Source organism: Sphingomonas faeni (assembly GCF_040407565.1).
In the GTDB taxonomy this organism is placed as follows: domain Bacteria; phylum Pseudomonadota; class Alphaproteobacteria; order Sphingomonadales; family Sphingomonadaceae; genus Sphingomonas; species Sphingomonas faeni_F.
Window position 1 is genome coordinate 58426 of sequence record NZ_JAPZPR010000008.1, and the last position, 24482, is coordinate 82907.

Below are 24482 nucleotides of genomic sequence, written 5' to 3' on the forward strand. Positions count from 1 at the left end.
TCATGACTTCACTGAATCCCACGCGGCGCGATACGCTGAAGATCGCGCTGCTCGGTGGCGCCACCGCGGTGTTGCCGGTCCGGCTCGATGCCGCGCCCGCGGCCGCGTTCCAGCCCGCGCCGATCCGGTGGATCGATGGTGCCGCGCCGGCGCTGCACTTGGGCCAGACGTTCGGCGTGGCGTGGCCGCGCGGTGTGTTGAAGCGCAATACCGCGCTCGCGGTTCGCACCCCTGCTGGCGCCGCCGTGCCGGCACAGACCTGGACGACCGCGACCTGGCCCGACGGATCGATCAAGTGGAGCGCGCACGCCGTCCCCGCCGACGTCGCCGCCGCCGGCCTAATGGTCATGCGCGGGCGCCCCACGGCACCGGCGCACGCGGTGAAGGTTACCGAAACTGCCGACGCCGTGCTCATCGACGTCGGCGACCTGCACTGGGAGATCGGCCGTAGCGGCCCCGCGCTGGTCCGCTCGGCGAGCCAGTCCGGGCGCGCCGTGCTCGGCGCCGTGACGCTGGTCGGCTCGGTCAAGTCGGACCCGCTTCACGGTGAGCCCGTCTCGTTCGCGTGCGAGATCGAGAGGGTCACCGTCGAGCAACGCGGCCCCGTCCGCGCGGTCGTCAAGATCGAGGGGCGGCACGCGATGGCCGATCGTCGCTGGCTCCCCTTTACGGTGCGGCTCTATGCCTATGCCGGATCGGCGGCGTTGCGGGTCGTCCACAGCGTCGTGTTCGACGGCAATCCCGGTCACGATTTCCTCGCGAGCCTCGGCGTACAGGCGTCCGTGCCGATGCGCGGCGCGCTCCACGACCGCCATGTCCGCATCGCCACCGACGGCCAGATGTTCGCCGAGGGCGTGCGACCGCTGACCGGCCTGCGCCGTGATCCGGGTCGTGCCTTCCGCGAGGCGCAGATCGCCGGTCACGCCACACCGCCGATCGCCGACATGGCGCCCGCCGTGCGCGACACGCTGGAGCGGATCCCGGCCTGGGGCGACTTCCGGCTCGAACAGCCCAACGCCAATGGCTGGCAACTGACCAAGCGGACCGCACCGGGGCAGGGCTGGATCGACGCCGACGAGGGCGCGCGGGCGCCGGGTCTCGCCTATGTCGGTGGTCCCGAAGGCGGCGTCGCGCTCGGCCAACGCTATTTCTGGCAGCGTCATCCGACCGCACTGCACGTCGACGGCGCCGACCGCGAAGCCGCGCGGCTGACCGCTTGGCTATGGTCGCCCGAAGCACCGGCGATGGATCTGCGCCCCTATCACGGCGCGATGGGGATGGAGGGATACGCCGCACAGAACGAGGGACTGTCCGTCACCTATGAGGATTATGAGCCCGGCTGGGACGATGCGTCGGGGATCGCGCGCACCAGCGAACTGACGCTCTGGGCGCTCCCTGCGACACCCGACACCGCCACCATCGCCAGGATGGCGCAGGCACAGGCGACACCGCCGCAGTTGATGGCAGCCCCCGAGCATCTCCACGCCGCGCGCGTTTTCGGCGACTGGGGACTGCCCGATCATTCTACGCCCAACCGCACCTCGATCGAGAACCAGCTCGCCAACCTCGTCGATTTCTACGCCGGCGAAGTCGATCGCCGGGCGTGGTACGGGTTCTGGAACCACGGCGACATCATGCACACCTACGACAGCGACCGGCATCGCTGGCGCTACGATATCGGCGGGTTCGCCTGGGACAACAGCGAACTCTCGCCCGACCTGTGGCTCTGGTATTCGGTCCTGCGCACTGGCAACGCGCAGGCGTTCCGCTTCGCCGAGGCGATGACTCGCCACACCGGCGAGGTCGACGTGTATCACGGCGGCCGCTTCGCCGGCATGGGCACGCGCCACGGCGTCCAGCACTGGAGCGACAGCTCGAAACAGCCGCGCGTCAGCAACGCCAGCTATCGCCGCATCTTCTACTATCTGACTGCGGACGAGCGCGTCGGCGACCTGATGCGGGACCTGCTGACCTCGGACCGAACGCTCCAGCAGGTCGAGATCGGGCGGAAGGTGCCGGGTGCGAAGAAACCGGTGCTGCCGGCGGGCACGATCGAGATGACGTTCGGAACGACCTGGTGTCCGCTCGCCGCCGCCTGGCTGACCGAATGGGAGCGTACCGGCGACCCGCGGTGGCGCGACCGCATCGTCGCCGGGCTCGACAGCATCGGGCGGCTGCCGCACGGTTGGATGACCGGCAGCGCCCCGTTCGATCTCGCCTCGGGCCGGTTCGTCGACCAGAACCGGGGCATCCGACTTTCGCACCTGAACGCGGTGTTCGGGGCGGCCGAGGTCAGTTCCGAACTGATCCGCCTGCTCGACGTGCCGCGCTACCGGGCTGCATGGCTCGACTATTGCCGCTGGTACAACGCGCCCCAGGCCGACTATCTGGCCAAATTCGGCGCACCGTTCGGCCCGCGCAACCTCCGCGAGAGCCATGCGCGACTTACCGCCTACGCGGCGCATGCGGAAAACGACGCCGCGCTTGCGGCCCGTGCGGCGTCGGAATTCCTGTCCGGCGATGCGGGTCTGGGCACCTGGCCTGGCGATCCACGTCGGACGTCGGGCGGGGTTCTCGAATGGCCCGGCGTGTCGACCAACGCTGCGGCGCAATGGGGGCTGGCCGCGATCCAGTGCCTGGCGCTGATCCCCGAGGCGCTCGACCACGCGACCATCCAGTCGCCGGATGCGTTGGGCAAGCGGCGGCTGGGAGATGCTGGACGGGACTGAGACCCGGCCCGGTACACTATCCCGTATTGTGGGCCCTTGCGCCAGAATATGCCTACCGGTATCGCAGGACATCACGCGAGCTGCCGTTTCCGGCATCGACACTTCATCGGAGCCTTTTATGTTCGACCGCACCTATTACGCGACGCATCCCGACATGATGGAGTGCGTCTCCAACGACGAACTGCGCGACAGGTATCTGATCCAGGACCTGTTCCGCGACGGCGAATGCGTGCTGAACTACACGCATGCCGAACGCTTCGTGATCGGCGGCGTCGCGGTCGCGAGCGGCAGCGTGAAGCTGCCCGACCAGGCCGAGCCGGCATCGGCGGCGGGGCATCCGTTTCTCGAGCGTCGCGAACTCGCGGTCGTCAACGTCGGCAAGGTCGACGGCACCGTCACGGTCGACGGCGAGACGTTCACGCTCGGCAACAAGGATTGCCTGTACGTGACGATGGGCGCGAAGGACGTGCAGTTCGCGGGTGACGGAGCGCGCTTCTATCTGGCGTCGTGCCCGGCGCACAAGGCGTTCACGACGCGCGTGATCTCGGTCGGCGATGCCACCACGCTGGAGCGCGGCAGCCTCGAAGAATCGAACGAGCGGACGATCTACCAGATGGTCATTCCCGGGATCTGCGACAGCGCACAGCTGGTGATGGGCCTCACGGTGTTGAAGCCGGGCAGCGTCTGGAACACGATGCCGCCGCATATCCACGAGCGTCGCAGCGAGATCTATTTCTACTTCGAGCTCGACGATCTCGAGAAGGATCGCGTGTTCCACTACATGGGCGAGGGCGAGGCGACCCGCCACATCGTCATGGCGAACGAGGAGGCGGTGATCAGCCCGCCCTGGTCGATCCACATGGGTTCGGGCACCAAGGCCTATGCGTTCATCTGGGCGATGGCCGGCGAGAACCAGGATTATACCGACATGAACGTCCTGGATATCTGCCAGCTGGCGTGACCTATTTCCCCCTCCCGCTCACGGGAGGGGTCGGGGGAGGGCGTGTCCACGAGCGTCGGTCCGCATTTCCCCTCCCCTAGCCCCTCCCGCAAACGGGAGGGGAATCAGCGAGGACGTATGACAAATCCCTTCGACCTGACCGGCAAGGTCGCCATCGTCACCGGTGCGAACACCGGCATCGGCCAGGCGATCGCGCTCGCGCTTGCCGCCGCGGGTGCCGACGTCGCGTGCGTCGGTCGCACGCCGGCCGAGGATACCGTCGCGCAGATCCGCGTGCTCGGGCGGAAAGCCGAGATCGTCTCGGCCGACCTGTCGACGATCGAACCCGTACAGCGCGTCGTCGACGAGACGGTGGCCAGGCTTGGCGGGCTCGACATCCTGATCAACAACGCCGGCATCATCCGCCGCGCGGACGCGGTCGACTTTACCGAGGAGGACTGGGACGCGGTCGTCGACACCAACCTCAAGTCGGTGTTCTTCCTGTGCCAGGCGGCGGGGCGGCACATGATCGCAAACGGTGGCGGCAAGATCGTCAACATCGCCTCGATGCTGACCTTCCAGGGCGGCATTCGCGTGCCGAGCTACACCGCGTCGAAATCGGGGATCGGTGGTCTCACCAAGCTGCTGGCGAACGAATGGGCGAGCAAGGGCATCAACGTCAACGCGATCGCGCCGGGCTATATCGCGACCAACAACACCGCCGCGCTGCAGGCCGACGAGACACGCAACCGGTCGATCCTCGACCGGATCCCGGCAGGCAAATGGGGCGATGCGAGCGATCTGGGCGGGGCGGCCGTCTTCCTGTCCTCCGCCGCCGCTACCTATGTCCAGGGCCATATCCTGGCGGTCGATGGCGGCTGGCTCGCGCGCTGACACGGCGCTGGCGACGCCCCTGACCCCGGGGCGTCGCAGGCACCGGGCCCTGTTCGACGTTGCCAACATGGGCTGGTGCCGTGTGCTGGCGTCGGCGTTTGCCTCGCGCGACTATTGCTGACGATATTCGACAGCAGATTGTCTCATGCCCGCGCTCTGGTATGAAAGTGCCGCACGTGATTGGAGACAAGACATGCCGCAAGCTGCCAGGATCGGGGATATGGAGGCATGTCCCAACGGCGGGAACAGTCCGATCATGACCGGTGCTCCGACCGTGTTCATCGAAGGGCGGCCGGCGGCGCGGGTCGGTGACAAGCTGAACTGCGGCGGGGGCCACACGCAGATCGAGTCCGGATCGCCGACCGTGATGATCGAGGATTCGCACGCCGCACGCATCGGCGATACGACTTGCCACAAGGGTGCGCTGACCACCGGCGCGGCAACCGTCTTCATCGGCAACGGCGGTCGGCAGCGCGTGACCACGCTGGATCGTGCGCAGCGCGACGCCGTGCCGTTCGTACGCGGCTGACGCTGCAGACCACGGTGGTTCCGAACGCGCAACTCGCGCTGCATGTGCAGCAAGTCGATCCGGCCTATCTCCGCGAAACGTCGGCGGAGGGGCAGTTGTTCGCCATCGTCGACGGCTGCGCCGCGCCCGATCTTCCGAACCTGGCACGTGCGCTCGGCCCCGAGCGGGCGGTTTGCCTTTACCTGGGCACGGCAGCCGAGAACTACGCCGACAAGGCGCCGTATCTGATACGGGTCGACCCGACGCTGCTTTCGGAATGGCACGAGCGCTTCGGCGCCGACGCGTGGGGATGTCTGTTCACCTCGTCCGAACGCTGGGACACCGTCCGGCGACATTTGCGCAGCCTGCTGACCGTATCCTCGCCGGAGGGCGAGGCGTGGCTATTCCGGTTCTGGGACCCCCGGCTGCTTCCGGCGTTCCTGCGGGCCTCGCAACCGGACGAGCTGAACGCGTTTTTCGGACCCGTCGCCACCTTCGCCGTGATCCAGCCGGACGGCGCCGTCTTCGGGATGTGGCGGCATCTCGCGATCATGGACACGCCTGCGCGTCGGCCGGTGGGCGGCCGCTATCGGATCAGTCCCGCGCAGGTGCGGGCGCTACGCCGCGACGGTGTTGGCGCGCGCCTGGCGGCGACCTTCCCGGCCGGCGGTGCAAGGCTGGCACCGGATGAGGACGCGGTGCTGGTCCGCACCCCGAACAATGGCGCCATGCGCCTTTCGCTCGCGCAGGACGGGTTGGTCGATGGCGTGACGAGCCCGCTGGGGCGTCGCTGGACCATGCGTAATCGCGAAGACGGCAAGCTCGCCGAACTCCGCACCCCCTCCGGATCGACGCTGACGATCGGCTACGACGCTCAGGGTCGGGTCGAGCAGGTCGCGCGCGATGGGCAGCCACGTTTTCAGGCCAGACACGATCGGCTTGGCCGGACCGAGCAGCTGGACTTCCCCGACGGCAGCGCGGCGCACACGCTCTACCATCTTCAGGGCAGTGCGGCGCTGAACGATCCGGATGGCGACCTGATTGCCGCACGGCGTGATCGGCTGGGGCGCGTCGAGCGCTTCGGCTATGACGGCCACCGGCTCACTGCCATCGAGGACGGCGGCGGCAGTGTCACGCACGTCGACTATGATGCGAACGACCGGGTCGCGGCGACGTGTTTCGCCGATGGCGGGCGGGAAGCCTATCGCTACGATCCCGCCGGGCATCTGGCGCGACTTACCCGCACGAACGGATCGGTGCTGGATGTCGAATGTGACGATGCGGGGCGGCCGACGCGGATCGTCGCCGACGACGGTAGCGAAGCCGGCTTCGCGTATGACGAAGCCGGCCGCCTCGTCGCCGCCAACAATTCCGAGACCGCGCTGGCGTGGACCTACGACGCCGCCGGGCGCCTGACCGAGGAGCGTCAGGGTGATACGGTCGTGCTGTACCATCATGACGAGAGCGGGCAGGTCGGCCTGACCTATCCCGATGGGCAGAGGGTCGATTGGCGCCGCGATGTCGACCAGCGGTTGCAGGAACTGACCGACTGGACGGGCGGGCGCTATGCGATCTCCTATGCCGACGCGGACGCCGGCTGGCGCCTGACCGGACCGGACGGCGTCGTGACGACGAACTGGCAGGACACCACCGGCTTCACCGTCGCATCACGCGTCGAGACTCCCGGCGGCGTGCTCTGCGACGTCAGCTACGTCCGCGATGGCGAGGACCGGCTGGAGGAATGTCGGGACAGTCGCATCGGCGACTCCAGCTATGTGCACGACGCCGAAGGACAGATCCTCTCCGTCACGCGCAGTTCGGGCCACAACGAGTGGTTCGGCTATGACGGCGCGGGCAACCGTACCGGCGCATGCGGTGCCGCCGCCCTGTTCGACGCCGGCAACCGCCTGGTGGCCGAGGGCGAACGGCAGTTCCGCCACGACGCGTCGGGCGCGCTGGTCGAACGCTCCGGGCCGGAGGGGACGTGGCGCTTCCGCTACGATGGTTTCGAGCGGCTGATACTCGCCGAGGATCATCAGGGCCGGCGCATCACCTTCGGCTATGATCCGCTGGGCCGCCGCGTCTGGAAGCGCGCGCGCCACGGCGCATGGGACACGCTGACCCGTTTTCACTGGGCCGGCGAGCAGCTGATCCGCGAAGTGGTCGAGACGGTGCAGGTGCCGGGTGACCCGCCGGCGATCTCGACGCGCGACTATTTCTACTGGCCGCAAAGCTACACGCCGTTCCTGTTGCGGCAGGATGGCGCGATCTTCCGCTACCACAATGATACGCTGGGTGCGCCGGTGCGGCTTACCGCACCGGGTGGCCGCATCGTGTGGGAAGCCGAACTGTCTGCATTCGGTCGCGCCCGGCCGTTGGTGGCGGAGATCGCACAACCGTTGCGCCTGCCGGGACAGTATGCTGACGATGAGTTCGGGATCGGGCTGCACTATAACCGGTTCCGCTATTACGATCCGCAGATCGGCCGCTACATCAGCCGCGATCCGATCGGCGTGGCTGGCGGCCTGAACCCATACCTCTACGCAGGCAACAATCCGCTGCACCAAGCCGATCCGCTAGGCCTGTGGTGGAAGACGGCGCTGGCAGTTGTGGCCGGGGTGGCCGTTGCGGCGGTGGTGGTGATCGCCGCGCCGATCGTCCTGCCCGCGCTCGGCATTGCCGCGGGCACCATGCTGGCCGCTGGCATCACCACGGTGGCGGCGGGCGCGGCGGCCGGTGCGGTGAGCATGGGACTGAACGAGGCGCTCAACCAGGAAAGCTTCTGCGCCTCCTGCATCGCGCTCGCGGCGCTCAAGGGCGCGGGGGTCGGCGCCCTGGCCGCGCTGCCGTTCGTGTTCCTGCCAGCGACGGCGGGGGTGGCGGCCTATGCCGCAGTCGGAGCCGGAAGCGGCCTGATCGGCTATGCGGGCGACGTTCTCGCCACCGGTCAGCCGTGGAACTGGAACCATGCCGCCATCGCCATAGCCTTGGGCGCGGGTACGGCAGGCCTGGGGCGCTACGTGGCTGGGAGGCTGTCCGCCCGCACGCCCCCCGCGTCGCGGCCAGCTCCGGCGGCAGCGCCCGCCACGCGCGCATCGATGTCGATGACCGAAGCCGTGGGGCCGAGCAGAGCGAACCAATGGACCACGGCTGGACGAGGCAATGCTGCCGCCAAGGGCGTGGACATCTCGCATCTGAGCGACGATCAGGTCGCGGCTATCCATGGTTACACCACCAACGAAGGCTATACCCAGCTCAATCCGGCCTTGCGTGGACAGACCGCGATGACGCCGGAGACCGAAGCCTTCTCGACGCACCTGACCGAAGGCATGGACCGGCTGCCGCCCTATGACGGGGTCAGCACGCGCGGCAGCACGCCGCCGCAAAGCGTGCTGGACGGCTATAAGCCTGGTTCGATCGTGGCGGACGCGGCGCCCAAGAGCACCGCCGTCGATCCCAACAGGGCTTTCGACGGCAATCTGATCGAGACGGTACAGGGTACAAGCGGCCGGGACATCTCCGCGTTCTCCAATTTTCCCGAGACAGAAGTCCTCTTCAAACCCGGGACGCAATTCGAGGTGCTGGACCGGGTCACCACGCCCAGTGGCCAGACGCTCGTGAACATCAGGGAAATTCCATAGTGATCGATCTGCACGCCGGCGAAGCCGAGCTCATGGACTATGTTCGTGCGCACTATAAGCATCTCTCGCCTCCCTGGTCCGCCGGACTCCGCATGCGCATGGGGATGATCGATGTGACCGAGGCCGAACGGCAGCAGGCGCGGGGCGAGCCGGAGGTGGAGTCGTGGCTCGATACCATGCCCGACCATGTGTCGCTCGACGAAGCGCGCGATCGGGCGCGCGGGGCCATGCTCGGCATGGCGGTCGGCGACGCGATCGGCACGACGCTCGAGTTTCGTGCACGGGATTCGGGGCACGTTACGGACATGGTCGGCGGCGGTCCGTTCGGGCTAGAGCCGGGCCAGTGGACCGACGATACCAGCATGGCGCTGTGCCTGGCCGATGCGCTGAACACCGATAGCGACTTCCAGGCGCGCAGCTTCGCGCGGCTGCTCGTGCGGTGGTATCGCGACGGATACAACAGCGTGCTGGGCCACTGCTTCGACATCGGCAATGCGACGCGGACCGCCATCGAGGGGCAGGAAGCGACGGACGGGCAGTGGCAGGGCAACTTCAAGGCAGACACGGCGGGCAACGGCTCGCTGGTGCGCATTGCCCCGATCGCGATCGCCTATCGCGGCTCCCTCAAGCGAAGCTGGCATCTTGCTGCGGCGCAGAGCCGGGTCACGCATGCGGCGCCCGATGCGCTATCCTGTTGCCAGCTCTTCGCCATGCAGATGCACCATGCGCTCCGCGGTGGGTCTCGCGACACGGTCCTCGCGCCCAAGGTCGCGTCGCTACCGCCTCGCGCGCAGATCATCAACGCCGGCGAATACCGCGAGAAGCACCGCGACCAGATCCGTTCGTCGGGTTACGTCGTCGATACGCTGGAAGCCGCGTTGTGGAGCATCTGGCACACCGACACTTTCGCCGATGCGGTGCTGTTGGCCGCCAATCTAGGCGACGATGCGGACAGCGTCGCCTGCGCTACCGGACAACTGGCGGGCGCCATCTACGGGGCTTCGGCCATTCCCGCGCGCTGGCTCGATACGCTGGCCTGGAGCGACTCGATCGCGGACCGCGCTGATCAACTGTTCGCGTCGGGCATGGCAACGGGCTGATCATGCCGGGCGGATCGCCGCTGGCATAGCCCTGACCATCGAGCCCGCCCAGTCGCCCGAATCGCTGTGCGAAGTACCCAGGTCTCGGACAACCCGAATGAGATCGATCGCCGCGAGTGGCCGGCTTTTCAGGGCCGGCGGCGGGAGCGTGTTGCGAGCATGGCCGGTTGCTTCCGGCGACTGCACCGACACCGGCCGAAGCGAGTGTCGGCGTCAGGGCCTATGAATTCGGGCCGGCACGACTGGCGATACCGTGCTTCCAGACTCGCCATGCCATCGTGGCGAGCAGGGCGGTGGCGACCAGCAGAATGCTCCATAACAGCATTTGACGCCGGAGCGCGTTCGCATCGCTTACCGCTGCGAGCTGCAACGTACCTTGCGGCGCCTGGACGGTGGCTGACGATACCGAACCGTTTGATGCCTGGGTCATCACGGTTTCAGCGGGCAGGTACAAGTCGGTTGCTCCCGCTCGACCACTCGCCAGGATGTACGGGGGCTTGCCGGCAGCAACGAAGAGGATGGCGCGTGGCGAGAACCCCAGGTGAATCAATGGCGGTGAGGTGAAACCGGCCGACCGCGCGTCCGCTTCGATCCGGATCATGCGGTATGGTCCCCCATCCAGCGCGATGCTCCGGGTTGCGGTCGCGCTGGTGATGGCAGCCACGGCCGTGCCGGTACCCAGCAGAGTCCAGGACCGCTCGCGATCGTCACGGCCGAATATGCGGACGGGTATGATCATGTCGGTGCCCGTCGGGACGATCTGAATCGTGTCGAGCGCGCTTGCGGACGGCATCGCGAATTCTGCCGCATGAGCGTCGCCGAGGGGCGGCAGCGACGCGGCGATCGACACCGCGGCAGCCGCGGCGGGACGGGTCAGCAGCACCGCCTTCCGTACCGTCACCGGTGCCAGCAGGCGCGACGCGGCGCGCCAAGTGATGCGGATATACTCGTTTTCGAGCGCGGTATCGCCGAGGTTCAGGCGCGGCGGCGTGTGACCCGGGGTTCGGTATACGACCTGCTCGGCGAGTGGTCGCCAGTCCTTCAAGTCGGCGCTCGCCTCGACGGTGAAGGTCACGGGTTGCGCCTCCGGCATGTCGGCGTCGAGCAGCAGGGCCCTCGCGCTCTGCTTGATTGCGCGCGTATCGAGCAGAACGCCGAGGATTACGGAATCTGTCGGGCGACCGGCAGGGGTGCCGTCGATCTGCGTTGCGCGCGCGTGGCCTTCGCCGTCGAGCCGCAACGATACGCCGGTGATCGTCAACGCGTCGGCGGCGCCGAGGATCGGCAGCGTAACCAAATCGTAGCGTTGCGCCGGGCCGGCGGCGGGGGCGACGCGCGCGATCGGCATCGGCCGGTCGGCGGCATCGAAGACGCGGACGTCGGCCAGGTTCGCGGTTCGTGAAGCGGCGAGCGCCGCCGCCGGGATCGCCAGTCTCTGGACGGTCGATCTGGAACCGACGACGATCGGGATGCGCATTGCATAGGCGTGCGGGTCGTCGCTCTGTGCCGCTGGCGCTGCGGCAACGAGTGCCCCCAGCGCCAGTACCATGCCGGCAAGTCTCAGGCTGCGCATCATGTCGTGAGGCCCTTCTCAACGACCGTCGGCTTGGGCGGCAATGGCGCGAGATAGCCGACCACCAGCATCAACACGCCGACCACGATGAAGGCGACGATCCGAGCACCACCGCCTGCGGCGTTCAGATCGACGAGCAGAAGCTTGGCCACGGTCAGTGCGAGCAGCCCCGCGCCGACCAGCCACAGGCTGCGCTGCGCACGGCGGGACGCGAGGACCATCAACGCCAAGGCGAGCGACGTCCAGAGGATCGCCAGCCCGGTCTGGACGATGACGCTGTCGAGCAGCGCGCCGCCGTTCCACGCGACCCCGAGCATCTGGTGCGCGAACCTGAGCCACACCGTGTTGACGATGACGAAGGCGAGACCCGCCAGCGCGGCAAGCGCCACGGGGTTGCCTAGCGTCGCCGCCCCGGGTGGCATCGGCACCGCCGCGAGCAGGGACCGACGCCACAGTTCCAGCGCGGCGAGCGACAGTCCGAGCGTCAGGTCGACCGGGTTGAGCAGCGGCAGATAGGGCAATGGCGCGGCATTGCCCGACGAGATGAGCGCCGTCACCATCGCACCGAGATAGACCAGCACGGCGATCGGGACTGCGGCATACCAGCCATAGGCCATGGCGTGCCGATCGAGCGGCCACCGCGCGCCGGTCTTCGGTTCCGCCGGCGCTGCCACGTTCCGCATCGCGCGTCCGGCCGACCATGTCAGGGCCACGAGCACCGCGACGGTTGCGAACAGCAGCGTGACCTCCGCCCAGGCGGTGCTCCACAGCCGCGCGCCGTCGATCGCGGTCCACAGGACGTCCGCGAGCATCGCGGTCGCGAACCACACGCCGCCGACATGGATGATGCCCGCCAGGGCATGGTGGTCGGTCGCGGCCGTCTCGCTATCGTTGCGGTACAGCATCCATATGTGCAGCAGGATCGCGACGACCCACAGCGCCCAGTCGGGTGTGTGGAGGACATGGCGCCCGACACCCGCGGTGACCGTGAAGGTCAGCACCAGCGCGATCAGCATCGTGTAGCTGGGCAGGCGCGCGACCGGCCAGCGCCACCGGTGCGCGAGGATCAGCGCGACCCAGGCGCTGCCGCCGAACGCCGTCAGCATCAGCAGCGGTTGCAGCCCGGGATCGAAGACCGGCGCGATCGTCAGGCCGGCGGCACGCGGCGGCGCCATGCGGATGATCTCGGCGAACCATGCCAGGCACCAGAAGGTGAAGCCGACCATGAATGCGGGTGCGCCCAGCATCGCCTCGATCGGGGCATAGGCCTTTGCCCATCGCGATCCGCTATGCTGCGGCGGTTGGCGCAGCCACCATGCCGTTGCCAGCGCCGCCAAGGCTATCAGCATCGCCCCGACAAAGCCCGGATTAGCCAGCGGGATGGCCGAGATGGTGCCGGAAACACCCCCGAGGTAGATCAGCGCGGCGATCATCTGGAGGAGGATCCCGAACATTCGTGGCATCCAGCGCGCCCGTCGCATGCCGACCCAGAACGCGCCCGCGCCTTCGAGCGCCCACGCCGCCGATGTCCAGCGTGCGCCGAGTGCCAGCGGTACCGCGAGCGTGACGAAGCCGATGCCGATCGCCAGCATCGTCTCGTTCATCACCCGGAACGCGTCGCGGCGGTAGCGCATCGTCCAGCCCGCGACCCCGAGGTACAGTGCCGCAAATCCGAGCGCGGCGAACGCACTGCCGAATGGACGATCATGGACCAGGCCGACCTGCAACCCGAAGCCAGCCATCGCCGGTCCGAACAGCAACGTCGTATCGACGACGTTGCTGAACCTTCCCGGCGTTTCGCGGCTATAGAGAATGGCGGTCGCGACGTAGATCAGCACCGAGACGATCAGAAAACCCTGCGCGGCGACGAAGTCGGCCGGCTGGTAGCTGGTCGTCCCCCACAGCGTCGCCACGCCGAACGTGGCGAAGAAACCGAGCAGGTTGAGGATGCGCCATGACTGCTGCTGCGCGACGAACAGGATCGCGAGATTGAGAATGGTGTAATACGCGAACACCACGACGATGTTGCCGCCATCGCCGGCGAGCAACAGCGGCACCGCAAAGCCCCCCGCGAAGGCCGTGACCGCAAGCGCCTGCGATCGCTGCAAGAGCGCCAGCGCGCAGCCGAGCGCGCAGACCACGATCATCAGCACGAACGCCGCGGCGATAGGAAAGAGGGTATAGAGCTTGGCGGCGGCGAACAGCGTGAGATAGATCGTCGCGATACCGCCGCCTTGCAGCGCGAGGCCGAAGCCGGGCCGGCTCTCTCGCGTGCGGAAGCCGACCACGAGCAGCGCGATGCCGACCGCGACGACCAGCGCCAGCCGAAACTCGATCGGGAAAAGACCGGCGGAGGTCGCATAGCTTGCCAGGAACGACAGGCCGACGAACAGGATGATCAGGCCGACGCGAACGATCGTGTTGCCGCCGAACACCCAGTCCTTGGCCGCGGTGACGGCAGCAGTGACGGCCGCCGCGACGATGCCCGGTTCCGCCGGTGCTGCCGGTAGGCGATCGCGTCGGGCGCTCGCGGCGTTCGCCTCGCGTGGCGAGGTGGCCCAGATGCTTGGGGGAGCGGCTTGATCGGGTTCCGCCGCGCCGATGACGGCGGCAGCGCCGGTCGCGGCGCGGGGTGCGGGTGGCGGAGCGACATCGACCGGGGCCTGTATCGGCTCGACCGGTCTTGCAGACTCGGTAGCGCTCCGCGCGATCAGTGCGTCGATCTGGGCCTGGAGCGCACGGGTCGCCTGTGCCACCTCGCTGCGGACGCCGCGCCGCAAGCCCAGGCCGGCGACGAGCCCAATCAGTCCGCCGACGATCATGCCCCACGTCTCGAAATCGGCGAAGATCCAGCCGATCAACGCACCGATCATCCCTGCCCAAACGATCATCTGTACGCGCCCCCCGCCTGGCAGCCACGCCAAGTCGGCGTGTACATGCCGCACCTGCATCAATGGGTCGAGTGCTAGCGTGACGTGCACCTGCCTATCGTCACCGCGCAGATCGCCTCAACACTGTTCTAGTCTTTCGCTTCGAACCCGATTTTCGATGGCGTCGGCATGAGTACAGTCATGGCGCGTTCCAGCTAAGCTTGTGAAAGGCCAGCCGAGTTGCGACGAATTCGAGCGAACCCTTGTTCCGAACGAACGGTGCGCGATGCTGCACGGTCGAGGCTGTGGCAACGTCATTCGGGAAAACCGTTATTCAGTCGGGAGATTGAACCAGACGGATCAATGTTCCGTCTGGATCGATCAGCGCGCCGACGAAGCCGCCCCATGGTTCCGGCTTCGGCTTATGCGCTCGCGGCCAACCGCTGTTTTTCTCTGCGACACCCGCAGCCAGGATCATCGTATAGAACGTACCAACGTCGCCCATCCGGAAACAGCAGCTGAACGAACTGCCGGCGGGATCCAAGTCGGGATACGGAAAAAACTCCAGCGTCATGTCGCCATGTCGCAGGATCATCCAACCGGCATCACGCCATGTTTCGACGAACCCCAGCTTCCCGAAGAACATAGCCGTCGCCTCGAAATCTCGTGACGGCAGGTTAGGCGTGGCGGTGTCAGGCAAGCGTCACGCTCCGTTGACGGCAACGCTCATCGTCATACCACAGGGGCCGAAGCCCGCAATCGCGGACCTGCGGCCCTCGGCTTCGTTGGCGACACGTTGCAGGACAGGCGGATGAAGCAAGCCATATCGGCCGCGGTTCAAGACATCGGCTATAGTGGCCGGTGCGGCGGAGCGCGACGTCGACCGATTGCCGCGATCGATCGCCGCGCGAACTAGTCACCGAGATGAAAGTCCAGACGAGCCTAGCCGTCCAGACCAGATTCCGCGCTCGCTTGCCAAGGCGGTCGGCGTCGATCGGTTACGCCGGATGGCTATGCCACCCGGCAGCGGATCACTTCGAGCGTTCGACCTGCTCGAACTCGAGCTCGACCGGCGTCGCACGCCCGAAGATCGACACCGAAACCTTGACGCGGCTGCGGTCGAAGTCGAGTTCTTCCACAAGCCCGTTGAACGTCGCGAACGGGCCGTCGAGGACCTTGACCTGATCGCCGATCTCGTAGTCGACCTTGACCTTCTGCTTGGGCGCAGCGGCGGCTTCTTCCTTGCTGTTCAGCATCCGCGTGGCTTCCGCCTCGCTGATCGCCTGCGGCTTGCCCATGCTGCCGAGGAAGCCGGTGACCTTCGGCGTGTTCTTCACCAGGTGATACACGTCGTCGTTCATGTTCAGCTTTGCCAGCACGTAGCCCGGCATGAACTTGCGCTCGACCGCGATCTTCTTCCCGCGACGGGCCTCGGTGGTGGTTTCGGTCGGGACTTCGATCTGCTCGACGAGCTGTTCGAGACCCATCCGGGTCGCCTCGGCCATGATCGAGTCGCGGACCTTGCCCTCGAAGCCCGAATAGGCGTGAATGATGTACCAGCGCGCCATGACGGAACCTTGCTTACTGAGCGAGTTTGAGGAGGAGGGAAACGATCGCTTGCAGGATCGAGTCGACGCCGAAGAAGAAGACCGCGAGGATCGTCGTCATGATCACCACCATCACGCCGGTCATGACCGTCTCGCGACGCGTCGGCCACGTGACCTTCGCGGTCTCGTTGCGGACCTGCTGGATGAATTCGAGTGGGGACGTTTTCGCCACGATGTTCTTCGCACCCGCTGATTGAGAAACTTGGGATGCGAGGCATAGACCCACTAGCCGCTCCCTGTGAAGGGCAGCGGCGGCAGGTCCGTCCTCGCTGTCGGAAGCGCGGCAGATAGCTTCCACCCGTCGTGAAAGCAAGTGCGCGGCAGGAGAGGGGTGGGCGTCGTATCGAAAGCGACACAGCGGTAGCCGGGAGAAGTGGCGGGGGAGAGCGCTTGGGTCACTCGATCCCCCGCACGATCGTCTTGCCGGTGCCGGTTTGACCGGCGGCTCCGCTCCCACGGTTTCTATTTATCGTTCGGCTTGACGACGGCACCCGAGGTGTACGCCGAACGCGGACGAAAAAAAAGGCCGGTACAAGACCGGCCGTGAAAGTTTTTAGGAGAGGATGCCTGAAAGGCCTTATCGTTGTGCATCGCAGCACATCATAGATCAATTGCGAAAATTGCATTATGAAATGCAATTTCTGCAATCGTGATGGACGCGCTAAAGCAGCAAGCGCAATCGCCGCGATTTTTGCCAAGGATTTTAAAGGGGGTGGCAGGAGTGCTCGGATTCGAACCGAGGGCCTTCGGTTTTGGAGACCGACGCTCTAACCAACTGAGCTACACTCCTACACGGACGCGCCCCTTACCCAGCGTTTTCGGTAAGGGCAAGCGTCTCGCGTGCAATTCGTCCTGGAAGCGTCCCGCAACTATCGTCGTAAGGATGATGCGTTGCGCGATGTGTGATTTCCCCGTTAACCTTAAAGCCGTCTCGTTGGATGTGGGAAGCGTATACTATGAAGGCGGGATTGATGATGCTGGCGCTGCCGGTCGCGGCGGTGCTCATGGGGGCGGGGCCAGTTCCGCAGGTGCCGGACCTGGGGCCGCAGCTCGAACGCTTCACCTATCCGTGGCCGGTGCAGACGATGGAAGTCGATATCGTCGGCAGCCCTGCGCAGATGGCGTTCATGGATATCGCGCCACAGCGCCCCAATGGCCGCACGGTCGTGCTACTCCACGGCAAGAATTTCTGCGGCGCGACCTGGGGCAGCACCGCACGGGCGCTGAGCGAGGTCGGCTACCGGGTGATCGTCCCCGACCAGATCGGCTTCTGCAAATCGTCCAAGCCCCGCGCGGCACAATATAGCTTCGAGATGCTGGCGACGTTCACCAAGCGGCTGCTCGAATCGCGCGGCATCACGCGGGCCATGTTCGTCGGTCATTCGATGGGCGGGATGCTCGCGATGCGGTACGCCATTCTTTATCCGGCGTCGGTCGAGAAGCTGGTGCTCGTCAATCCGCTCGGCCTGAAGGATCGCGGCGAGGAGGGCGTGCCCTATACCGATGTCGATACGCTCTGGGCGAACGAGAAGAAGACGAGCTACGCGTCGATCAAGGCGTATCAGCTCGAGAACTATTACCACGGTGTGTGGAAGCCGTCCTATGATCGCTGGGTCTGGATGCAGGCGGGCATGTACCAGGGAGCAGGGCGCGACACCGTTGCCCTTGCGCAGGCCAAGACGAGCGAGATGATCAAGACGCAATCGGTCGCGCATGAGCTGTACCGGATCACGCCGTCGACGACTTTGATCGTCGGGACGCTGGACAAGACCGCGTTCGGCCGTGCGCAGGCGCCGGCGAACTTGCGCAAGTTCCTCGAGCCGGTGCCGATGGTCGCACCGCGGGCGGTGAAGCAGATGCCGAATGCGAACCTGGTGATGCTCGAGGGGCTGGGCCACTCGCCGCAGGTCGAGGATCCTGCGCGATTCGAGAAGACGCTGCTGGCGGTGCTCGGGACGCGTTCGCGGTAGCCGGAACCTCTTGATCCTCCCCCGCCAGGGGGAGGTGGCTGGCCCTTGCCAGACGGAGGGGGAGGGGGCGACAACGTATGTTGCGCGTTCCTCTCCCTCCGTCACCTGCGGTGCCACCTCCCCCTGGCGGGGGAGGATGAGAGAGGTGTCGTCGTTGGATTCGCGTGAGCCATTGTCTCTGCCCACGAAGCCAATCCTTCGCCAGCCCCAAACCGATTCCACCCCGTTGACCTCACCCCCGTCCTGACCTATAGGCGCGGCCTGTTCTTCGGGAGTCTTTCCCGCCGGGCATGCTTGAACATTGCTGGATGCATTCCAGGACCTGAGGGGCGCTCCCGCGTTCCTATGGTCCTTTTTGTATTCTCAGGCGCCTCATGGCTCCAGCAAAGTAACCACTTGAAAGGTGAAGGCTTCAATGCCGACGATCAACCAGCTGGTCCGCAAGGGCCGCGATCCGCAGAAGGCCAAGTCGAAGGTCCCTGCGATGGAAGCAAATCCGCAGAAGCGTGGCGTGTGCACGCGCGTCTACACGACGACCCCGAAGAAGCCGAACTCGGCTCTGCGCAAGGTGGCCAAGGTTCGCCTGACCAACCAGCGCGAAGTCATCAGCTACATCCCGGGCGAGGGCCACAATCTTCAGGAGCATTCGGTTGTCCTGATCCGTGGCGGTCGTGTCCGCGATCTTCCCGGTGTTCGCTATCACGTCCTGCGCGGCGTGCTCGATACACAGGGTGTGAAGGACCGGCGTCAGTCGCGTTCCAAGTACGGCGCCAAGCGTCCGAAGTAAGCCGATCGCTCATATTTGCGATCATCAAGGCTGAAGTTTAGAAGGAATACAAAATGGCACGTCGTCGTCGTCCCGAAAAGCGGGTCATCCTGCCTGATCCCAAGTTCGGGGATGAGGTTCTGTCGAAGTTCATGAACAGCGTCATGCTGGACGGCAAGAAGTCCGTCGCGGAGCTGATCGTGTACGGTGCATTCGAAACCGTCGAGAGCCGCGCCAAGCGCGATCCGATCGGCGTTTTCCACGATGCGCTGAACAACGTGAAGCCGGGCATCGAAGTCCGTTCGCGCCGCGTCGGTGGTGCAACGTACCAGGTGCCGGTCGAGGTTCGTCCCGAGCGTGCACAGGCGCTGGCGATTCGCTGGCTGATCGGTGCGGCGCGTTCTCGCAGCGAGAACACGATGGCCGCACGGCTGTCGGGTGAGCTGATGGATGCCGCCAACAACCGTGGCAACGCGGTCAAGAAGCGTGAAGATACGCACCGGATGGCGGAAGCCAACCGTGCATTCTCGCACTACCGCTGGTAACAGCGGGCTTCCTGCCGCTGGTAACAGCGGGCTTTGAAGCCTAGCATTGCTATCCGTGTGACGGGCGGTCTTTCGCCTGTCATGCAAACACCTATATATTGGGGAGCCGGCACGTTCGGCTCCCCATATCCTTAAGGAAGCACGATCATGGCCCGCAGCCATCCGCTCGACCGTTACCGCAACATCGGCATCATGGCGCACATCGACGCCGGTAAGACGACGACGACCGAGCGCATCCTCTATTACACCGGCAAGTCCTACAAGATCGGCGAAGTGCACGAAGGCACCGCGACGATGGATTGGATGGAGCAGGAGCAGGAGCGCGGGATCACGATCACGTCGGCTGCAACCACCTGCAAGTGGCGCGCCGAAGAAGGTAAGGGCGAAGAGCACCTTATCAACATCATCGACACGCCCGGCCACGTCGACTTCACGATCGAAGTCGAGCGTTCGCTCCGCGTGCTCGACGGCGCGGTCGCATGCTTCGACGGCGTTGCCGGCGTCGAGCCGCAGTCCGAGACCGTGTGGCGTCAGGCCGACAAGTACGGCGTGCCGCGCATGTGCTTCATCAACAAGCTCGACCGCACCGGCGCCGATTTCTACTTCTGCGTCAACTCGATCATCGAGCGCCTCGGCGCGCGTCCCGCCGTGCTGTATCTCCCGATCGGCATGGAAGGCGGCTTCAAGGGCCTCGTCGATCTCGTCGAGAACCGCGCGATCATCTGGCTCGAAGAGAGCCTGGGTGCGAAGTTCGAATATGCCGAGATCCCCGCGGATCTGGTCGAGAAGGCTGCCAAGTATCGCAGCGAGCTGATCGAGATGGCCGTCGAGCAGGACGATGCGCTCATGGAAGCGTATCTCGAGGGTAACGAGCCGAGCGTCGCCGACCTCAAGAAGCTGATCCGCAAGGGTACGCTGAGCATGGCGTTCGTCCCCGTCGTTTGCGGTTCGGCATTCAAGAACAAGGGCGTTCAGCCTTTGCTCGACGCCGTCGTCGACTATCTGCCTTCGCCGCTCGACGTTCCCGCGATCCAGGGTCTGAAGCTCGACGGCGTGACGCCGGACGAGCGTCCGTCCTCGGACGAGGTTCCGTTCTCGGCACTGGCGTTCAAGATCATGAACGATCCGTTCGTCGGTACGCTGACCTTCGCCCGCATCTACTCGGGCAAGCTGGAGACCGCATCGCAGGTCACCAACTCGGTCAAGGACAAGAAGGAAAAGGTCGGCCGCATGCTGCTTATGCATGCTAACAGCCGCGAGGACATCCAGGAGGCTTTCGCTGGCGACATCGTCGCTCTCGCGGGTCTCAAGGATACCACGACCGGTGACACGCTCTGCGCGATGAACGCACCGATCATTCTCGAGCGGATGGAATTCCCCGAGCCCGTGATCGAGCTTTCGGTGGAGCCGAAGACCAAGGCCGACCAGGAGAAGATGGGCGTCGCGCTCAATCGTCTTGCACGTGAAGATCCTTCGTTCCGCGTGTCGTCGGACCCCGAGTCGGGCCAGACCATCATCAAGGGCATGGGCGAGCTCCATCTCGAGATCTTGGTCGATCGCATGAAGCGTGAGTTCAAGGTCGAGGCGAACGTCGGCGCTCCTCAGGTCGCATATCGCGAGTATCTGAAGAAGCCGGTCGACGTCGACTACACACACAAGAAGCAGTCGGGTGGTACCGGCCAGTTCGGTCGCGTGAAGGTCAAGGTCACGCCGGGCGAGCGCGGTTCGGGCATCACGTTCAAGGACGAGATCAAGGGCGGCAACATTCCGAAGGAATATCTGCCGGCGATCGAGAAGGGCTTCCGCGAAACCGCTGCTTCGGGTTCGCTGGTCGGCTTCCCGATCATCGATTTCGAGATCGTGCTGTATGACGGCGCGTATCACGACGTCGACTCGTCGGCACTAGCGTTCGAAATCTGTGCACGTGGCGCGATGCGCGAAGTCGCACAGAAGTCGGGCATTACGCTGCTCGAGCCGGTCATGAAGGTCGAGGTCGTTACCCCGGAAGATTACCTTGGCGACGTCATCGGCGACATGAACAGCCGTCGTGGCCAGATCCAGGGCACCGACAGCCGCGGCAACGCGCAGACGGTCGAGGCGATGGTCCCGCTGGCCAACATGTTCGGCTACGTGAACTCGCTCCGCTCGTTCACGCAGGGTCGCGCGAACTACTCGATGCAGTTCTCGCACTATGACGAAGTGCCGCAGAACGTTGCGGACGAGGTAAAGGCGAAGTTGGCCTAAGCCAGAGGCGCACGGAGCCAACGCAACCTGGCTCCGAGACGCCGAACGGCCGGCCGGCTTCGGTCAGCGACCGAAGTTCGACGACGCGGAATTCACTTCCGCGTCGGCCTCTCCCCAAGCAGGGGCTGGCGCAACGCTTTAACAGCCGCTATTGGGCCGCGTTCGCGCGGTTCCCGGGGTGGCACCGGAATACGAATCAGAAGGTAGGAAACAATGGCCAAGGCAAAATTTGAGCGGAACAAGCCGCATCTTAACATCGGCACCATCGGTCACGTCGATCATGGCAAGACGTCGCTCACCGCTGCGATCACGAAGGTTCTGGCAGAGACGACCGGCGGTACCGCTGTCGACTTCGCTAACATCGACAAGGCTCCCGAGGAGCGCGAGCGCGGCATCACGATCTCGACCGCACACGTCGAGTACGAGACGGCCAACCGTCACTACGCGCACGTCGATTGCCCGGGTCACGCCGATTATGTGAAGAACATGATCACCGGCGCAGCCCAGATGGACGGCGCGATCCTCGTCGTTTCGGCGACCGATGGCCCGATGCCACAGACCCGTGAGCACATTCTGCTCGCACGCCAGGTCGGCGTGCCCGCAATGGTCGTGTTCATGAACAAGGTCGATCTGGTCGACGACGAGGAAATCCTCGAACTGGTCGAGATGGAAATCCGCGAGCTGCTCAGCTCGTACGACTTCCCGGGCGACGACATCCCCGTCATCAAGGGTTCCGCTACCTGCGCACTGTCGGGTTCGAACCAGAAGCTCGGCGCCGACGCCGTCACCGAGCTGATGCAGGCTGTCGACGAGTACATCCCGCAGCCCGAGCGTCCGCTCGACAAGCCGTTCATGATGCCGATCGAGGACGTGTTCTCGATCTCGGGTCGTGGTACGGTCGTCACCGGCCGCGTTGAGACCGGCATCGTCAAGGTTGGCGAGGAAGTCGAGATCGTCGGCATCCACCCGACCGTCCGCAAGACCACGGTCACGGGCGTCGAGATGTTCCGCAAGCTGCTCGACCAGGGCCAGGCTGGCGATAACGTCGGCGCGCTGATCCGCGGCGTCGCACGCGACGAAGTCGAGCGTGGCCAGGTGCTCTGCAAGCCAGGCACGATCAAGCCGCACACCGACTTCAACTCGGAAGTGTACGTGCTGTCGAAGGAAGAGGGTGGCCGTCACACGCCGTTCTTCGCCAACTACCGCCCGCAGTTCTACTTCCGTACGACGGACGTGACCGGCACCGTCGAGCTGCCTGAGGGCACCGAGATGGTCATGCCAGGCGACAACGTGTCGCTCGGCATCAAGCTGATCGCACCGATCGCCATGGACGTGGGCCAGCGCTTCACGATCCGCGAAGGCGGCCGTACCGTCGGTGCAGGCGTCGTCAGCCAGATCGACAAGTAAGCATCGCCTCCTTCGGGAGTTGATCGAAGAGCCCGGCTTCTCGCGAGAGAGGCCGGGCTTTTTCGTGTTTGGGACGCTTCACGCGCTGTGATTCGGCAAATGGTTCACTTCCGCTGGATCAACCTACATTGGCACGGCCCTTTCGCTGGCTTCGACCGGCACGGTATGGCAGCCTCAGCGAGTGACCCGACGTCTGAGCCTTTGCGTTCTACTGGCCTTAACGGGCGCCTGTTCGGAGGGCGAGCCGCGAGGTTGCTCACCTCCAAGGTCATACTGGCAGAAGCCCCGTAATTTTGTCGGCATAGAGCCCCTGATGAACGTCGTCGCGCTGACGCACGATGGGTCGATCTATTGGAATGGCACGGAGATTTCCCGTGCCAAGCTCGACCGGTACCTAACGCTGTCCCATGGGTTAAATCCCGAGCCGAACGTTCTTCTTGAAACAGAGATGGGTGGGGCGTGCTCCATGCTGGAGGCGGTGCGCGATCAGATGGATAAGGCGCTGGAGTGCCGGCAGCCGTACGCGCGATGCTCGGAAGGAATTCAGTCCGTTTGGCGCGATCTACCCTCGCCGGCGGGAGCTCCGATTTCGTAGACCGCTGGCGGGGCTAGGGTTCAAGATCAGCGTTAAGACCAATCCTCCCCTGCTAGGGGGAGGTGGCGCCGGAGGCGTCGGAGGGGGAGGGGGCGATTAGCTCTCGATGGTGGTTCGTCGTTGAAGTGCGACGGCCGTGATCTGGCGGACGACGTCGTTGAGGTTGGCTAGCATTTCTCGGGATGGGTAGCGGAGGACTTGGATGTTTTGGGCGACTAGCCATGCGTCTCGCGCTGCGTCTCGTTCGGGACGGTTGCCGTGGTTGTGGGCTTCGCCGTCGACTTCGATCGCGAGGCGGGCTGGGGCGCAGTAGAAGTCTAGGACGTAGGGGCCTGCCGCGTGTTGCTTTCGGAAGCGTAGGCCTTCCTCATTGGCGCGTAGTGCAAGCCAGAGCCCTATCTCTGGCGGGGTCATCTGCTTTCGCAGGCGCTTAGCGTTGCACCGGCCGGGTAGGGATCCTTCGAGCTTCATCGCTTGCTTCCCCTCCGTCACGCTTTGCGTGCAACCTCCCCTTGGCGGGGGAGGATCAAGTAATGGGGCGATCTTAGCGGTAGGGCATCGACACCTACAATCCTCCCCCGCAAGGGGGAGGTGGCGCCGAAGGTGACGGAGGGGGAGGGCGGGGCGCGCTTCGATATTGCCCGCTTCCTGGAAAACCCGTTCCCCCCGGTTGCATTTCAACCGACTCTCCCGTAATGGCCCGCCTTCGGTTTAAACATCAACCAGCAAGAGCCCGGAAACGGGCCCGCTCTTTCGCATCGGTAGGGACTATGGACAGCAATATCCGCATTCGTCTGAAGGCGTTCGATCACCGTGTGCTCGATCAGGCCACTGGCGACATCGCCGACACCGCACGCCGCACCGGCGCGCTCATCCGCGGTCCGATTCCCCTTCCGACGCGCATCGAAAAGTTCACCGTGAACCGCGGCCCGCACATCGACAAGAAGTCGCGCGAGCAGTTCGAGGTGCGCACGTACAAGCGTATGCTGGACATCGTCCAGCCGACGCCGCAGACGGTCGATGCGCTGATGAAGCTGGACCTCGCCGCTGGCGTTGACGTCGAGATCAAACTCGCCTGACGCGAGTTTGCCTT

At 65.3% G+C, this 24482-nt stretch carries 18 protein-coding genes, 1 tRNA gene and 2 pseudogenes; 14 read left to right on the forward strand and 7 right to left on the reverse strand.

Annotated elements, in window-relative coordinates:
- Positions 1-2 precede the first annotated feature (2 nt).
- The 7 genes and pseudogenes from O6Y00_RS21995 to tri1 form a co-directional block, all read left to right on the forward strand.
- Positions 3-1424 (forward strand): annotated as a pseudogene (locus tag O6Y00_RS21995) (Tat pathway signal sequence domain protein); the annotation flags it as partial.
- 36 nt (positions 1425-1460) lie between these two features.
- Positions 1461-2729, forward strand: a pseudogene (locus O6Y00_RS22000) (Tat pathway signal sequence domain protein); the annotation flags it as partial.
- Positions 2730-2847: 118 nt separating this feature from the next.
- Positions 2848-3690 carry a 5-dehydro-4-deoxy-D-glucuronate isomerase gene (gene kduI / locus O6Y00_RS16635; RefSeq protein ID WP_353443720.1) on the forward strand — a complete coding sequence of 281 codons (843 nt, stop codon included), beginning with the start codon at positions 2848-2850 and terminating at the stop codon, positions 3688-3690.
- Between the two features lie 117 nt (positions 3691-3807).
- The gene (kduD, locus tag O6Y00_RS16640) at positions 3808-4563 is read left to right on the forward strand and encodes a 2-dehydro-3-deoxy-D-gluconate 5-dehydrogenase KduD (protein ID WP_353443721.1); all 756 of its coding nucleotides are present in this window, start codon (positions 3808-3810) and stop codon (positions 4561-4563) included.
- A 193-nt stretch (positions 4564-4756) separates the two neighbouring features.
- Entirely contained in the window at positions 4757-5092 is a 336-nt protein-coding gene (locus tag O6Y00_RS16645) for a PAAR domain-containing protein (protein WP_353443722.1), read from the forward strand.
- A 14-nt stretch (positions 5093-5106) separates the two neighbouring features.
- A complete protein-coding gene (locus O6Y00_RS16650) occupies positions 5107-8712 on the forward strand; it encodes a DUF4123 domain-containing protein (protein ID WP_353443723.1) in 3606 nt (1201 codons plus the stop codon).
- Positions 8712-9812, forward strand: a complete 1101-nt coding sequence (gene tri1 / locus O6Y00_RS16655) for an ADP-ribosylarginine hydrolase Tri1 (RefSeq protein WP_353443724.1) — start codon at positions 8712-8714, stop codon at positions 9810-9812. Before O6Y00_RS16650 ends, tri1 begins: the two co-directional genes overlap by 1 nt.
- Positions 9813-10032: 220 nt before the next feature.
- Here tri1 and O6Y00_RS16660 read toward each other — a convergent pair whose 3' ends face one another.
- The 6 genes from O6Y00_RS16660 to O6Y00_RS16685 form a co-directional block, all read right to left on the reverse strand.
- Positions 10033-11388, reverse strand: a complete 1356-nt coding sequence (locus O6Y00_RS16660; RefSeq protein WP_353443725.1) for a DUF3999 family protein — start codon at positions 11386-11388, stop codon at positions 10033-10035.
- The gene (locus O6Y00_RS16665) at positions 11385-14276 is read right to left on the reverse strand and encodes a DUF2339 domain-containing protein (RefSeq protein ID WP_353443726.1); all 2892 of its coding nucleotides are present in this window, start codon (positions 14274-14276) and stop codon (positions 11385-11387) included. Before O6Y00_RS16665 ends, O6Y00_RS16660 begins: the two co-directional genes overlap by 4 nt.
- A 313-nt stretch (positions 14277-14589) precedes the next feature.
- Positions 14590-14955 carry a bleomycin resistance protein gene (locus O6Y00_RS16670; protein ID WP_353443727.1) on the reverse strand — a complete coding sequence of 122 codons (366 nt, stop codon included), beginning with the start codon at positions 14953-14955 and terminating at the stop codon, positions 14590-14592.
- A 331-nt stretch (positions 14956-15286) separates the two neighbouring features.
- Positions 15287-15823 carry a transcription termination/antitermination protein NusG gene (gene nusG / locus O6Y00_RS16675; RefSeq protein WP_055872668.1) on the reverse strand — a complete coding sequence of 179 codons (537 nt, stop codon included), beginning with the start codon at positions 15821-15823 and terminating at the stop codon, positions 15287-15289.
- 13 nt (positions 15824-15836) lie between these two features.
- The gene (gene secE / locus O6Y00_RS16680; protein ID WP_056486886.1) at positions 15837-16034 is read right to left on the reverse strand and encodes a preprotein translocase subunit SecE; all 198 of its coding nucleotides are present in this window, start codon (positions 16032-16034) and stop codon (positions 15837-15839) included.
- 541 nt (positions 16035-16575) lie between these two features.
- Positions 16576-16652 (reverse strand) — tRNA-Trp (locus O6Y00_RS16685).
- 166 nt (positions 16653-16818) lie between these two features.
- Between O6Y00_RS16685 and O6Y00_RS16690 the strand changes: the two genes are divergently transcribed.
- From O6Y00_RS16690 to O6Y00_RS16715, 6 genes are all read left to right on the forward strand, one after another.
- Entirely contained in the window at positions 16819-17832 is a 1014-nt protein-coding gene (locus tag O6Y00_RS16690) for an alpha/beta fold hydrolase (protein WP_353443728.1), read from the forward strand.
- 415 nt (positions 17833-18247) lie between these two features.
- The gene (rpsL, locus tag O6Y00_RS16695) at positions 18248-18619 is read left to right on the forward strand and encodes a 30S ribosomal protein S12 (protein ID WP_010164594.1); all 372 of its coding nucleotides are present in this window, start codon (positions 18248-18250) and stop codon (positions 18617-18619) included.
- Between the two features lie 53 nt (positions 18620-18672).
- Positions 18673-19143, forward strand: a complete 471-nt coding sequence (rpsG, locus tag O6Y00_RS16700; protein ID WP_031393769.1) for a 30S ribosomal protein S7 — start codon at positions 18673-18675, stop codon at positions 19141-19143.
- A 147-nt stretch (positions 19144-19290) separates the two neighbouring features.
- Entirely contained in the window at positions 19291-21387 is a 2097-nt protein-coding gene (gene fusA, locus O6Y00_RS16705) for an elongation factor G (protein ID WP_353443729.1), read from the forward strand.
- A 213-nt stretch (positions 21388-21600) separates the two neighbouring features.
- Positions 21601-22794, forward strand: coding sequence for an elongation factor Tu (gene tuf / locus O6Y00_RS16710; RefSeq protein WP_132741515.1), 1194 nt, complete (start codon positions 21601-21603; stop codon positions 22792-22794).
- A 313-nt stretch (positions 22795-23107) separates the two neighbouring features.
- Positions 23108-23389 carry an ExbD/TolR family protein gene (locus O6Y00_RS16715; protein ID WP_353443730.1) on the forward strand — a complete coding sequence of 94 codons (282 nt, stop codon included), beginning with the start codon at positions 23108-23110 and terminating at the stop codon, positions 23387-23389.
- Positions 23390-23485: 96 nt separating this feature from the next.
- Here the strand turns inward: O6Y00_RS16715 and O6Y00_RS16720 are convergent, their stop codons facing one another.
- Positions 23486-23860, reverse strand: a complete 375-nt coding sequence (locus tag O6Y00_RS16720; RefSeq protein ID WP_353443731.1) for an endonuclease domain-containing protein — start codon at positions 23858-23860, stop codon at positions 23486-23488.
- A 299-nt stretch (positions 23861-24159) separates the two neighbouring features.
- Here O6Y00_RS16720 and rpsJ point away from each other — a divergent pair, with 299 nt between their 5' ends.
- Positions 24160-24468 carry a 30S ribosomal protein S10 gene (rpsJ, locus tag O6Y00_RS16725; RefSeq protein ID WP_007406109.1) on the forward strand — a complete coding sequence of 103 codons (309 nt, stop codon included), beginning with the start codon at positions 24160-24162 and terminating at the stop codon, positions 24466-24468.
- Positions 24469-24482 lie beyond the last annotated feature (14 nt).